The organism is Actinophytocola oryzae, assembly GCF_004364325.1.
In the GTDB taxonomy this organism is placed as follows: Bacteria; Actinomycetota; Actinomycetes; order Mycobacteriales; family Pseudonocardiaceae; genus Actinophytocola; species Actinophytocola oryzae.
Map to the genome: position 1 here is coordinate 265,202 of NZ_SOCP01000001.1, position 13,172 is coordinate 278,373.

The 13,172-nt window shown below is 72.2% G+C and carries 13 protein-coding genes; 6 read left to right on the plus strand and 7 right to left on the minus strand.

Going from position 1 to position 13,172, the window contains the following annotated elements; all coding sequences use genetic code 11:
• Positions 1 to 6: 6 nt before the first annotated feature.
• The 3 genes from CLV71_RS01135 to CLV71_RS01145 are packed head-to-tail and all read left to right on the plus strand — an operon-like array spanning position 7 to position 1,932.
• Positions 7 to 663 carry a dihydrofolate reductase family protein gene (locus tag CLV71_RS01135; RefSeq protein ID WP_243866144.1) on the plus strand — a complete coding sequence of 219 codons (657 nt, stop codon included), beginning with the start codon at positions 7 to 9 and terminating at the stop codon, positions 661 to 663.
• Positions 656 to 1,138, plus strand: a complete 483-nt coding sequence (locus CLV71_RS01140; RefSeq protein ID WP_133900652.1) for a pyridoxamine 5'-phosphate oxidase family protein — start codon at positions 656 to 658, stop codon at positions 1,136 to 1,138. Before CLV71_RS01135 ends, CLV71_RS01140 begins: the two co-directional genes overlap by 8 nt.
• 14 nt (positions 1,139 to 1,152) lie before the next feature.
• Positions 1,153 to 1,932, plus strand: coding sequence for an esterase/lipase family protein (locus tag CLV71_RS01145; RefSeq protein WP_243866146.1), 780 nt, complete (start codon positions 1,153 to 1,155; stop codon positions 1,930 to 1,932).
• Here the strand turns inward: CLV71_RS01145 and CLV71_RS01150 are convergent.
• On the minus strand, positions 1,929 to 3,011 hold the full coding sequence (locus CLV71_RS01150) for an epoxide hydrolase family protein (protein ID WP_133900653.1): 1,083 nt from the start codon (positions 3,009 to 3,011) through the stop codon (positions 1,929 to 1,931). The two genes, CLV71_RS01145 and CLV71_RS01150, sit on opposite strands and share 4 nt — an antisense overlap.
• Before the next feature lie 111 nt (positions 3,012 to 3,122).
• Between CLV71_RS01150 and CLV71_RS01155 the strand changes: the two genes are divergently transcribed.
• Positions 3,123 to 3,581 carry a MarR family winged helix-turn-helix transcriptional regulator gene (locus tag CLV71_RS01155; RefSeq protein ID WP_133900654.1) on the plus strand — a complete coding sequence of 153 codons (459 nt, stop codon included), beginning with the start codon at positions 3,123 to 3,125 and terminating at the stop codon, positions 3,579 to 3,581.
• On the opposite strand, the gene CLV71_RS01160 is transcribed toward CLV71_RS01155, so the two are convergent.
• From CLV71_RS01160 to CLV71_RS01170, 3 genes are read right to left on the minus strand one after another with little or no spacing between them, the layout of a single operon-like run.
• Complete coding sequence (locus tag CLV71_RS01160; RefSeq protein WP_133900655.1) at positions 3,571 to 4,398, minus strand: ABC transporter permease; 828 nt, start codon at positions 4,396 to 4,398, stop codon at positions 3,571 to 3,573. The genes CLV71_RS01155 and CLV71_RS01160 overlap by 11 nt on opposite strands.
• A complete protein-coding gene (locus CLV71_RS01165) occupies positions 4,395 to 5,300 on the minus strand; it encodes an ABC transporter ATP-binding protein (RefSeq protein ID WP_133900656.1) in 906 nt (301 codons plus the stop codon). The genes CLV71_RS01160 and CLV71_RS01165 overlap by 4 nt, the downstream gene beginning before the upstream one ends.
• Positions 5,297 to 6,430, minus strand: coding sequence for a LolA-like protein (locus tag CLV71_RS01170; protein ID WP_133900657.1), 1,134 nt, complete (start codon positions 6,428 to 6,430; stop codon positions 5,297 to 5,299). Before CLV71_RS01170 ends, CLV71_RS01165 begins: the two co-directional genes overlap by 4 nt.
• A gap of 145 nt (positions 6,431 to 6,575) precedes the next feature.
• On the opposite strand from CLV71_RS01170, the gene CLV71_RS01175 reads away from it, so the two are divergent.
• On the plus strand, positions 6,576 to 7,019 hold the full coding sequence (locus CLV71_RS01175; protein WP_133900658.1) for a Fur family transcriptional regulator: 444 nt from the start codon (positions 6,576 to 6,578) through the stop codon (positions 7,017 to 7,019).
• A 59-nt stretch (positions 7,020 to 7,078) separates the two neighbouring features.
• Complete coding sequence (katG, locus tag CLV71_RS01180; RefSeq protein WP_133901189.1) at positions 7,079 to 9,283, plus strand: catalase/peroxidase HPI; 2,205 nt, start codon at positions 7,079 to 7,081, stop codon at positions 9,281 to 9,283.
• Positions 9,284 to 10,109: 826 nt separating this feature from the next.
• Here the strand turns inward: katG and CLV71_RS01185 are convergent.
• The 3 genes from CLV71_RS01185 to CLV71_RS01195 are packed head-to-tail and all read right to left on the minus strand — an operon-like array spanning position 10,110 to position 13,146.
• On the minus strand, positions 10,110 to 10,472 hold the full coding sequence (locus CLV71_RS01185) for an STAS domain-containing protein (protein WP_133900659.1): 363 nt from the start codon (positions 10,470 to 10,472) through the stop codon (positions 10,110 to 10,112).
• Positions 10,469 to 11,530 carry a cobalamin B12-binding domain-containing protein gene (locus tag CLV71_RS01190; protein ID WP_133900660.1) on the minus strand — a complete coding sequence of 354 codons (1,062 nt, stop codon included), beginning with the start codon at positions 11,528 to 11,530 and terminating at the stop codon, positions 10,469 to 10,471. Before CLV71_RS01190 ends, CLV71_RS01185 begins: the two co-directional genes overlap by 4 nt.
• Positions 11,527 to 13,146, minus strand: coding sequence for a PP2C family protein-serine/threonine phosphatase (locus CLV71_RS01195; protein ID WP_243866148.1), 1,620 nt, complete (start codon positions 13,144 to 13,146; stop codon positions 11,527 to 11,529). Before CLV71_RS01195 ends, CLV71_RS01190 begins: the two co-directional genes overlap by 4 nt.
• Positions 13,147 to 13,172 lie beyond the last annotated feature (26 nt).

The following is a 13,172-nucleotide window of genomic DNA, read 5'->3' on the forward strand; positions in this document are numbered from 1 at the left end:
GGTTCCGTGGCGCTCACCGAGGACACCGGGTGGCGCGGCCGGGCAGGCTCGTTCGCACCGAAGGACGTACCGAACGAAAAGGAACACCGGATGGGCACCGTGGCCATCGACATCACCGTCTCGCTCGACGGGTTCGCGACCGGACCGAACGCGGGCATGGACGGCGCCCTCGGCATCGGCGGCGAGCCGCTGCACGACTGGGTGCACGACCGCCGCACCGACGTCGACGCCGCCATCCTCGACCGCGCCGACACCGCCTCCGGCGCCCTGCTGATGGGCAGGCACACCTTCGACGTCGTCGACGGCCCGAAGGGCTGGTCGGACGAGCCAGGCCCGCCGGTGTTCGTCGTGACGTCGAACCCGCCGACCAGCACCCGGCTCGGCGACCGGTTCCGCTTCGTCGGCGACCTCGAGGACGCCCTGACCCGCGCGAAGGCCGCGGCGGGCGACAAGGACGTGATGGTCATGGGCGGCGCGCACCTGTGCCGCCAGTACCTCTACGCGGGCCTGGTCGACGAGGTGCGCCTCCACGTGGCCCCCATCGTCCTCGGCGACGGCACCCCGCTGTTCGAACGCACCACGATGACGCCGATCGGTCTCGTCCAGCAGGACGTGACGGTCACCCCGGCCGCCACCCACATCACCTACCGCGTCAATGGGTGAGCACCCACTGGAGGCACGCGCCGACGCGGTCATCCAGGCCAACAAGTACCTCACGCTGTCCACAGTGGATGAACAGGGGAGACCGTGGGCGACCCCGGTCTACTTCACCCCCGACGGCCACACCCACCTCTACTGGGTGTCCTCGCCGGACTCCCTCCACTCACGCAACATCACCGCCAACCCCGACATCTCGGTCGCGATCTTCGACTCGACCGTCGCGATCGGACAGGCCCAGGGCGTGTACCTGACCGCGCACGCCCACCTCGTGCCCGAGGCGGAGCTGGCGGACCGCGCCCGGTTGTTCAGCAGCCGGTATGCGGAGCTGCGCCACCTCCCGGCCGAGGAGCTGCGTGCCCCGGCCGACCTGCGCCTCTACCGGGCGACCGTCACGCGGGCGTGGGTGCTGATCCGCGCGGGCGACCCCGACTACGGCACCGGCATCGACACGCGTCACCCGGTCTGGCCCGCCGAGTAGGGGACCATGGGGGTGTGGACTGGTGGCGTGGACTGAGCAGACGGCGACGCGGGCTGGTGGCCGTCGTGGCGGTGGTGGTGGTCGCCGTGGCCGCGGTCGTCGCCGTCCGCGTGGCGAGCGGTGGCCGGGAAGGCACGCCCGCGCAGGACCGTCCTGGCCCGATCCTGCTGGTCCCCGGCTACGGCGGCGCCCGCGACGCGCTGTCCACCCTCGCCGACCGCCTGCGCCGCGCCGGACGGGACGCGCGGGTGCTGACCCTGCCGGGCGACGGCACCGGCGACCTCAACGCCCAGGTGCGCGTCCTCGCCGACGCCGCCGAGGCGACCGGCGCCCCGTCGGTCGACGTGATCGGCTACTCGGCGGGCGGCGTCGTGGCCCGGCTGTGGGTCGGCGGTGACGGCGCCCGGCTCGTGCGGCGCGTCGTCACCCTCGGCTCGCCGCTGCACGGCACGGAGATCGCCGCGGCGGGCGGGGTGCTCGCCCCCGGCGCGTGCCCGGTCGCCTGCCGCCAGCTCAGCCCCGGCAGCGCGCTGCTCGACGGCATCGGCGACCCGGCGGGCGTGCCGTGGCTGTCACTGTGGACGGAGGACGACCAGACCGTGGTCCCGCCGGACTCCGCACGCCTGCCCGGCGCGGTCAACGTCTCACTGCAACAGATCTGTCCCGACGCCGTCGTGTCCCACTCACAGCTGCCGACCGACCCGCTCGTCACCGGCATCGTCCTGGAGGCCCTCGACGACCAACCCCTGACCGCACCCGCCGCCTCGGACTGCGCGCGGCTGCGGGCCGGTTAGCGGGTCACGTCGAGGAAGAACTCCCGGACGTCCTCGGCGAGCAGCTCGGGTACCTCCATCGCGGCGAAGTGGCCGCCCCGGTCGAACTCCGACCAGTGCCTGACGTCGTAGCGGCGTTCGGCCAGCGGACGCACCGACTGGGTGATGTCGTGCGGGAACACCGCGACGCCGAGCGGCACCGCGCACGGCTCGGACCGCCGGGGGGTGTCGCGGTGCAGTCGTGCCGAGGAGGCCGCGGTGGCGGTCAGCCAGTACAGCGAGACGTCGGTGAGCATCCGGTCGTCGCTGATCGGCGAGCGCGGGTCGGTCCACTGCGCGAAGCGTTCGGCGATCCAGGCCAGCTGGCCGACCGGTGAGTCGGTCAGCGCGTAACCGATGGTCTGCGGGGTGAGGGCCTGCAGGGCCTGGTACGGCGGGCGGTTCGCCATCAGCCGCCTGACCTTGTCCAGCCGGGCCTCGTCCGTCGCGGACAGTGCGATGCCCGCGTCGGGGTCCGGTCGGGTCGGCAGGTAGTTGACGTGCACGCCGACGACCTGTTCTGGTGCCACCGCGCCGAGCGCCATGGAGATGCCCGCGCCGAAGTCGCCGCCGTGCGCGCCGTAGCGCTCGTAGCCGAGGCGGCGCATCAGCTCGGCCCAGGCCCGTGCGATCCGGACGACGTCCCAGCCGCGTTCGTGGGTCGGCCCGGAGAAGCCGTAGCCCGGGATCGACGGGACCACCAGGTGGAAGTCGCGTGACAGCGGCTCGATCATGTCGAGGAACTCCAGGAACGAGCCGGGCCAGCCGTGGGTGAGGACCAGCGCGAGCGCGTCCGGGTTCGCGGAGCGGACGTGGACGAAGTGGACGCGCTGGCCCTCGATCTCGGTGGTGAGGTGCGGCAGTTCGTTGAGCCTGGCCTCGTGCGCGCGCCAGTCGTAGCCGGTGCGCCAGTACTCGGCCAGCTCACGCAGCCGTGTCAGCGGGAAGCCGTAGTCCCACCCGGCGTCGGCGACCTCGTTGGGCCAGCGGGTGCGGGAGAGCCGGCCGGCCAGGTCGTCGAGGTCGGCCTGGGGGATGTCGATGCGGAAAGGCTTGATCATGGTCGTTGCTCCGGAGATTCGTTCGGCACATGAACGTTTGTGTCACTAATGTTTGTGCTCCGAACGGTATCACAGTCGTTAGTGCGCCGAACGGTTCGTTAGACTCGGCGCATGGAGAACCCGTCCGCCGCCTGGGCGAGCCTGCCGAGCTGGCTGCTCACCCAGACCGCCCACCACGCGCATCGCCTGGTGGGCGAGGGATTCTCGGCCGCGGGCGCCCGCGGCTACCACTACCGCCTGCTGGCCACCCTCGAGGAGTGCGGCCCGGCCAGCCAGGCCACGCTGGGTCGCCGCAGCGGCATCCACCTCAGCGACATGGTCGCGGCGATCAACGAGCTGGCCGACCAGGAACTGGTCGAGCGTGCCCCGGACCCCGACGACCGGCGGCGCAACATCGTCTCGCTGACCGCCGCGGGCAGGCGACAGCTCCGGCGGCTGGAGAAGCGGCTGGCCGCCACCCAGGACGAACTGCTGGCTCCGCTCTCACCCGAGGAGCGACACCGGTTGACCGAGCTGCTGTCCAGGGTGTTGGCCCACCACGACGGACGAACCCCCGGGGCTAGCTCGTGACGTCCTTCGTGCCGAAGTTCGCCCACGCGGCACCGAAGAAGACCACGACGTAGCCGGCCTGCAGGAGCAGCCCCCGGTCGATGTTGGTCCACAGCACCGGATCGCGGAAGAAGTCGATCCACGACAGCCAGTAGTTCGTCGGCAGGTACGGCTTGATCGGGGCCGCCGCGTCGAGGGTCTCCAGGATGGAGCTCGCGATCAGCACCGCGAGCGACGACAGCGCCGCACCCAGCGCCGAGTCCGACAGCGTGGAGAAGAACAACGCGATCGTGCCGAACCCCAGCATCGACACCACGATGTAGCCGATCGCCGCGAGCAGCCGGACCGCCAGCTGCGCCGGTTCGAGCGTCGCGCCCGACAGCGACGTCACCGCCCCCGCCTGCCCGACCGCCTCCGCGCCCGTGCCGAACAACGCCACCCCGACCGCCAGCGACACCACGACCACGATCAGCACCGCGAGCACGATGTAGATCGCGAGCGCCACGAGCTTCGCCGACAGCAGCCTCGGCCGCCCCACCGGCCGCACGAGCAGGTACCGCAGCGTCCCCGTCCCGGCCTCGCCCGCGATCGCGTCACCCGCGTACACCGCGACGGCCAGCGGCAGGAACACCGGCAGCACCATCGCGAGCGCCGCCGCCGGGTACAGCGACCCGTTGTCCAGCACGGCCGACAGGAACGCGCCGCCCTGCCCGGGCGGGGGCGCCAGGTCCGACACCGCGAGCAGCACCGCGACGAGCGCGGGCACCGCGCACAGCAGGAAGATCGACAGCCACACCCGCGGCCGCAGCACCAGCTTGCGCAGCTCGACGACGATCATGGTGCCACCCGGTCGCTGCCGTGTCCGGTCACCTCGAGCACGACGTCCTCCAGGGTCCTGCGCCGTGTGCCGATCGCCGACACCCGGATCCCCTCGGCGACCAGCGCCGCGTTGAGCGCCGCCGGGTCCGCGTGCCGGACCACCAGCCGCTCGCCGTCGCGGTCGACCACCCGGCCGTCGAGCATGGCCACCACCCGTGCCGCGTCCGGCGTCGCCACCTCGACGTGCCCGGTCGGCGCACGCAGCGTCGCGAGGTCGTCCTGCACCACGAGCCGCCCCCGGTCCACGATCCCGACCCGCGTGCACAGCTGCTCGACCTCGGCGAGCAGGTGGCTGGACAGGAACACGGTCGTCCCCGCCTCGTTCAGCCCGGTCAGCAGGTCGCGGATCTCCCGGATGCCGCGCGGGTCCAGCCCGTTGGTCGGCTCGTCGAGGATCAGCAGGCTCGGTCTGCGCAGCAGCGCGGCGGCCAGCCCGAGCCGCTGGCGCATCCCCAGCGAGTAGGTCCGCACCGGCCTGCGGTCCACCCCCGACAGGCCCACCTGTTCGAGCGCGTCCTCGATCCGGCTCTTGCGGGTGCGCCGGGACCCGCCCGGGCCCGCCGCGTCGAGCAGTGCCAGGTTCTGCCGCCCGGACAGGTGCGGGTAGGCCGCGGGCCCCTCGACCAGCGCGCCGATCCTCGGCAGCACCGACCGCGAGCGCGCGGGCACGCGCTCGCCGAGCACCTCGATCTCCCCGCTGGTCGCGTAGACCAGCCCGAGCAGCAGCCGCACCATCGTGGTCTTGCCGGACCCGTTGGGCCCGAGGAAGCCGTACCGGTCGCCCTCCCGGACGTCCAGGTCGACCCCGTCGACGGCCAGGACCCGGCCGTACCGCTTGGTGAGGCCACGGGTGACGATCATCGGCGGCTCCACGGCCGTGCGGCGAGGTCGCTCGCGGCGGCGAGCAGCACGTCGCTGTCGGTGAGCCCGGCGAGCAGCCACGAACGCCTGCTGACGTCCGAGCGGACCACCGCGACCGACAGCGGCGCGATCGTCAGGCGCGTCACCTCACCACTCGGCACGTCCTCGGTGCTCCCGCCCGCCTTGGTGAACGCGTCCACCGCCTCGCCCCCGATCTCGCCGGGCACCGGCACCGCGATGAAAGCCGACAGGCCGCTCCCGTACACACCGACACCGCGCACGCCCGCCGCGTTGGCCTGGCGCAGGTCCCGCCCGGCCAGCTGACCCGGCAGACGGGCCCGCCCCAGCGCGCCGAGCACGTCGGCGATGCCGGGGGCCGCCACCACGCCGAACCCGCTGCCCTCCGGGTGCTTCGGCACGAGCACGTCATCGGGCGGCGTCGTCGGGTCGTACTCCACGAACGTACTGGTCAGCACTGGTCGGCTCGCGCCGCGGGGGACCACCTCCACCGCGAGCGGCACGCCGGTGTCCGGTAGCGCCCACAGGTCGACGTACCCGATCGTGGTGTCCGGGTCGCGCGGGGTCACCCGCAGCCCGGCCGCGTCCCGGCCCGCGACCCGCCGGGCGGGCAGCGCCGTGACCGGGTCGCCCTGTCCCGTCGACAGGATCCGCCTGGCCAGCTCGGGCGGGGTCAGGTCACCGGCGCGTGGCACCCGGACCGGCACCTCGCCGACGAGCCTGGTCAGCTGGTTCGCGCCGTAGTCCCATGTGTACTCGCCGTCCGGGGTGCCGTAGACGTCGCGCTCGGCGACCGGCGAGACCACGTCGAACCGCCACCGCGAGGGCCCCGCGTACCAGGTTCGCACCCGCGTCGTGCTGGTGAGCAGTGCCGTGAGGTCACGCAGGTTGGGCAACTCCGGCAGCGCCAGTGTGCCGCTGACCTCGGCGAACCCCTGGTAGGGCCGGTCGGTGGAGCCCTGGACGCGCTGTCGCAGCGTCGCCGGGTCGACCTGTGCCGCCGACACGGGCAGCCAGCCGGGCACCTGCGGGACCAGCACCGCGACCACCGCGACGGCGGCCACCACGGTCCACGCGCGCAGTGTCCTCGACCGCACCACGGACAAGGCCACCACCCACCCCTGGTCTCCCGTCGGACGCCGTCCCTGCCCTTTGTACGCCTCCCGCGCCGGACGGGTTCAGGACCGACGCACAGGTCGTAGACCTGATTGGTTCCAGAACTTGATTGATTCCAGAAAATAGGCAAGGATCGGACGGGTGCCCGCCACTTCGGACTTCGAACACCTGCTGCGCGGGGTCGCGCTGCGCGTGACACGTCCCAGGGTCGCGGTACTGGCCGCGGTGCACGACCGTCCACACGCCGACACCGATACGATCATCGGCATCGTACGCGAGGGACTGGGGGCCGTGTCCCACCAAGCGGTCTACGACGTGTTGCGAGTGCTCACCGACGCGGGTCTCCTGCGGCGCATCGAACCGCCAGGCTCGGTGGCACGCTACGAGGCGCGAGTGGGGGACAACCACCACCACGTCGTCTGCCGGTCGTGCGGTGTGATCGCCGACGTCGACTGCGCCGTGGGCGAAGCGCCCTGCCTGACCCCGTCCGAGGACCACGGGTTCGTCATCGACGAGGCCGAGGTCGTCTACCGGGGTCTGTGTCCCGACTGTTCCACTGCCACTTCCCTTGCCACACAACACTGATCCGGAAGGTAGTACCTGTGTCTGAGCGTCCTGACGCCCCCAACGCCGAAGTCGGCGAGATGAACGAGGAGAGCGCGGGCGGGTGTCCGGTCCACGCCGGTCGCTTCAACCACCCGACCGAGGGTGGGAGCAACCGTGACTGGTGGCCGAACCAGCTCAACCTCTCGATCCTGCGCAAGCACTCCGCCGTCGCCAACCCGATGGGCGGGGACTTCGACTACGCCGCCGCGTTCAAGACCGTCGACCTCGACGAGCTGGCGCGTGACGTCGACGAGGTCATGACGGCGTCGAAGGAGTGGTGGCCCGCCGACTTCGGCCACTACGGCCCCTTCATGATCCGGATGGCGTGGCACAGCGCGGGCACCTACCGCGTCGAGGACGGCCGGGGTGGCGCCGGTGCGGGCATGCAGCGCTTCGCGCCGCTGAACAGCTGGCCGGACAACGGAAACCTCGACAAGGCCCGCCGCCTGCTGTGGCCGGTCAAGAAGAAGTACGGCCGCCGCGTCTCGTGGGCCGACCTGATGATCTTCGCGGGCAACCGCGCCCTGGAGACCATGGGCTTCAGGACGTTCGGCTTCGCCGGTGGCCGCGCGGACGTGTGGGAGCCCGACGAGGACATCTACTGGGGCCCGGAGCGCACCTGGCTCGGCGACGAGCGCTACACCGGCGACCGCCAGCTCGAGGCGCCGCTCGCGGCCGTCCAGATGGGCCTCATCTACGTCAACCCCGAGGGCCCCAACGGCGTCGCGGACCCGCTCGGCGCGGCCCGCGACATCCGCGAGACCTTCGGCCGCATGGCGATGAACGACGAGGAGACCGTCGCGCTGATCGCGGGCGGCCACACCTTCGGCAAGACCCACGGCGCCGCCGACCCCGACCAGTACGTCGGCCCGGAGCCGGAGGGCGCGCCCATCGAGGAGCAGGGCCTCGGCTGGACGAACAAGTTCGGCACCGGCAAGGGCCGGGACGCCATCACCAGCGGCATCGAGGTCACCTGGTCGCAGACGCCTGCCCAGTGGAGCAACAACTTCTTCGACAACCTGTTCGGCTACGAGTGGGAGCTGACCAAGAGCCCCGCGGGCGCCAACCAGTGGAAGCCCAAGGACGGCGCGGGCGCCAACACCGTGCCCGACCCCGAGGACGGCTCGCTGGTCCGCACGCCGACCATGCTGACCACCGACCTGGCGCTGCGGTTCGACCCGATCTACGAGCCGATCTCGCGCCGCTTCCACGAGAACCCCGACCAGTTCGCCGACGCGTTCGCCCGCGCCTGGTTCAAGCTCACCCACCGCGACATGGGCCCGATCGAGCGCTACCTCGGCGCCCAGGTGCCGCAGGAGGAGCTGCTCTGGCAGGACCGCGTCCCGGCCGTCGACCACGAGCTGGTCGACGAGACCGACCAGGCCGACCTCAAGGCGAAGATCCTCGAGTCGGGGCTCTCGGTCGGCCGGCTGGTCGCCACCGCGTGGGCGTCGGCCTCGACGTTCCGCATCGGTGACAAGCGCGGCGGTGCCAACGGCGCACGTGTCCGCCTCGAGCCGCAGCGCGGCTGGGACGTCAACGAGCCGGAGAACCTGGCGCAGGTGCTGCGCACGCTCGAGGGCATCCAGGAGGCCTTCAACAGCGCGCAGACCGGCGGCAAGAAGGTCTCGATCGCCGACCTCATCGTGCTCGGCGGGTGCGCCGCGGTCGAGCAGGCCGCCAAGGCCGCGGGCCACGACGTGCGGGTGCCGTTCGTCGCGGGCCGCACCGACGCGACCCAGGAGCAGACGGACATCGAGTCGTTCGCCTACCTCGAGCCCGCAGCCGACGGGTTCCGCAACTACCGCGGCAAGGGGACCCGGCTGCCCGCCGAGTACCTGCTCGTCGACCGCGCGAACCTGCTGAACCTGACCGCGCCGGAGCTGACCGTCCTGGTCGGCGGCCTGCGGGTGCTCGGTGCCAACTACCGGCAGTCCACGGACGGCGTCCTCACCACGAACCCGGGGACCCTGTCCAACGACTTCTTCGCGAACCTGCTCGACATGGACGTCGAGTGGAAGCCGGTGTCCGAGGACGCGGAGACCTTCGAGGGCCGCGACCGCGCCACCGGCGAGGTGCGGTGGACCGGCAGCCGCGTCGACCTGGTGTTCGGCTCGAACTCCGAGCTGCGTGCCGTCGCCGAGGTCTACGCCTGCGACGACGCGAAGGAGAAGTTCGTGACGGACTTCGTCGCCGCGTGGGACAAGGTCATGAACCTCGACCGGTACGACGTCACCGCCTGATCCGTTCGTCGTGACGGCCCGGCCGCGCCACTACCCGGCGCGGCCGGGCCGTTCCCGTCGGGCCGCCTCGGTCGCCAGCACCGCCAGCTCGCTGGTCGCGGCCACCAGCTCCGGCGGGGACTCCACGCGGTAGGGGACACCCACCGCGGCCAGGATCGCCGCCAGCCACGGCCAGTCGTCCGGCGGGTGCTGTAGCGGCAGCTGTGCTCGTCTACCGCCTCCAGCCTGCCCGCCGTCGCGGCCAGGCGGGTCGAGACCTCCGCCCGCGGCGCGAGATCGTCACCCGCTGGAGGGAGCACCATCGGTTCGTGCGATTGCCGGTCTGCCGCAGTCTGAGGGCACGGGTTCGTCAGGTTCAAGCGCGGTTCCGTGACGAGGTGGCGGGGTCCCGCTTCGCAGGCCGTCCCGGCCGTCCCGGCCGTCCCGGCCGTCCCGGCCGCGAGGCCCGTTCCACCGAGCGAAACGGTCAACCCGCAGTTGGAAGCCCCAGGTTGGCGCGAGCCCAACGTTATGAAGGCGTCCTTCGGTGCGCCCAGTGTTACGAAGGCGTCCTTCAGTGCGTTCGGCCGTGAGCCGCCGAGGGTCCACGTCGGCGTCGGCGCGTGACGCTCGCGTTGCGACAGGAAGCACCCGCTGCGCGGGTGCCGGGCGCGTAGCGCCCGTCCCCGAGTTCTCACAGGCTTCACACCGGAACGCTCAACCCACTCGGGAGACCACTGGCGGGTGCGAGCCGTACGTTATGAAGGCGTCCTTCGGTACGCCCAGCGTTACGAAGGCGTCCTTCAGTGCACTGGCTTGGCTGTTACGAAGGCGTCCTTCAGTGCGGTCAGCCGGAGGGTTCGCGGTCCTGGCGCATGGCCCGGTCGGTGATCAGGTACTCGGACGTGCCCGTCCGCTCCAGCATGCGGTCCAGTGCGAGCGGCCGGTTGACGATCCGCAGGTCCAGCCCCAGCGACTCCGTGTGGCGGCGCAGCATGAGCAGCGTCGAGAGCCCACGCGAGTCGCAGATGTCGAGGCCTGCGCAGTCCAGGCGTAACTCACGCAGCCCGGGATCATCGGAGAGCAGATCGGTGACCACGCGCAGCAGCTCGTCGGCGTTGGTGTGGACGATGTTGCCCGCGAGCACGACCCTGCCGACGTGGTTGGCGGGGCGGTCCCACGTGAAGGTTAGTTCTGGCAGGGACGTCATGCGGGCCCCTCCTTCTGCACGAGTCGGTCGAGGTGGCTCGCCCCCTCGGTCAGCAGCTCGCTCGCACGGGGGAAGTCCCGGAGCTGTGCCGTCAGCAGGTCGAGTCCCACCCGCAGCGTGTACGGCGGGACGCCACGTGCCGCGAGAATACCGGTCGTCCAGCCGAGGAACCCGGTGAACAGCTCGCTGTCACCCACATAGAGCGCCGCGGCGAGGAACTCGACGATGTGCGCGAGGTCCTCCGCGGTGTACTGGCGCTGCTGCTCGGTGTACTCCCGCATCGCGGGCACCCGCTCGGCCAGCCCCGAGTACATCCCGGCGACCAGCGTCGTCGACGTCCGCATGACCAGCGAGTACTCCTGGTCGGCGAGGTGCGGCAGGTCGTCGATCGGCTGGTGCACGGCCAGTGGCCGGTCCAGCGGCTCACCGGCCAGCCGGTCGGCCGCGGCCCTGGCGTCCGGTGCCCACGCCTGCGCGCCGAGCAGCTTCGCGTAGCGGCCGTCCGGGCCGAACGCCGCGCCGCCGACGATCACCGGCACCCCGGCGGCCTGGCACGCGGTGATGGTGGCGTGCGCGGTCGGCAGCCGTGTGGGGATGGAGCTGGACAGTGCGACGGCGTCCGGCGCGGTGCGGTGCAGGTGCGCGATCAGGTGCGGGGCGGGCACCTGCGCGCCGAGGTAGTCGACCGCGAACCCGCGCAGCGTCAGGGTCTCGGCGAGCAGGCGGGCGGGCAGCGCGTGCCACTCGCCGTCCACGCACGCCACGGTCACCCGCCCGTGCCGGATCTCCCGGCGCCGCACCGGCAGCGACGCGATGACCCGCTCGTTGATCGCCGTCGCCGCGTGCTCCTGTGCCACGTTGATGCGTGCCTCGGCCCACGCCTCGCCGACGCGCCGCTGCACGGCGCCGATGACGTCGAGCAGGACGGACTCGGCGGGCAGTCCCGCGTCCAGCGCGCCTGCGACGACCTCCCGTGCCGCGTACTCGTCGCCCTCGATCACGGCGTCCCACAACAGGTCGACGTGCTCGTGTGTGTCCGTGGTGATCGTGCTGGTCATGCGGTGTACCGCCCTCGCCCGTGGCCGCCGACGGCCGTCAGGTGCTGGTTGCGCGGCGCCGTGATTGCGAGCACCGCCATGTCGTCGTGCGAGTGGCGGCCCGCCCACTGCATGGCGAGCATCTGGATGCGTTCGGTGACCGCCTCTGCGGGCATGCCCGCGCACTGGGCCAGCGAGTCGCGCAGCCGCTGCTCCCCGTACATCTCGCTGCCGAGCGGCCCGCCCCTGGCCTCGGTGATCCCGTCGGTGTAGAGCAGGCAGGTCTCGCCTGCCGCGAGCGTCACCGCCGCCGACCGCGACCGCATCGTGGACAGCGCGCCGACCAGCGTGCCCCGGGTGTCGACCTCCTCGACCTCCCCGTTGGCGCGCACGACCAGGGGCGGCGGGTGGCCTGCCGCGGTCAGGCGCAGCCGGACGGTGCCGCCGTCACGGGTGACCGAGGCGAGCACGAGCGTGGCGAACCGGGTGCTGTCGCCGCTGATCAGCGAGTCGTTGAGCAGCGTGAGCAGGCGCTGGTGGTCGGTGGACAGCGGCAGCAGCGCACGTACCGTCGTGCGGATCTTGCCGGTCAGCACGGCCGCCTCGAGGCCCTTGCCGCACACGTCACCGAGCACCGCGAGGGTCTCGCCGTCCTCGGTGGGGTGAACGTCGTAGAAGTCGCCACCGACGCGGTCGGTGTCCAGGGCGGCCCGGTACCGGCCCGCGAAGTCGACACCGGCGACCTCACGCAGCGTGGGTGGCAGCAGCTCGCGCATCAGCACCTCGGCGACGAGCGACTGCTCCGCGTAGACGTGCGCGGCGGACATGGCGACCCCGGCCCGCGCGGCGAACAGACGGGCGAAGAGCTCCTCGTCCTCGCTGAAGGCGGACTGCTCGGCGTGCCGCAGCAGCACGAGAGCACCTGCGGGCACCCCGTGGCCGGGCAGCGGCGTGACCACGAGGGAGCCGACCGTGCCGAAGTCGTCCGGCACCAGCCACTCCGGCGCCGACGCCGGATCGATCCAGCGCGAGGGCACGGGAGGAAATCCCTGCAGTGCCTCGCCGAGTCCCGGCACGTCGTCGGGCTCGAGCCTGCGGCGCCTGTGGGCCAGCCGCCCGTCCCGCGTGCACGACACGGTCGGGAACCACCCGTGGCGCCCCGGTGCGATGACCATCGCGGCGTCGGCCAGCTGGGTGGCCGCGAGCTGCGCGGTGACCTCCATGCAGCGCCGGGGGTTCAGCGACGACAGCAGTGCGGTGGACGCGGTGGCGAGGAACTCGGTGCGCTGTCGTTCCAGGCGCAGTGCTTCCTCGGCGGTGTTGTCGACGAGCCACCAGGCGACGCCGCCGTCCGGCAGGCGCACCGGATGCGCCGCGACACTGCGTTCCCCGAGCGGGCCCGTGCTGGTACCCGGCTCACCGGCGACGACCTCACCGTGGGCGGCGTGGAGCCACGAGGGCACGGTGTCAGCCAGTAGCGTGCCGGCCACCGCATCGGGTAGCGCCTCCCGACACCTGTCGTTGGTGTCGGTGATCATCCCGTCACGGTCGGCGACGACGATGGGCAGCGGGGCAGCGAGCCACCCCGGATCGGGTTCGACCCGACCTGGTGACGTGTCCAGTTCTCCCTGGTTCACGGCAGTGGCACACCTCCTTCCCGTGC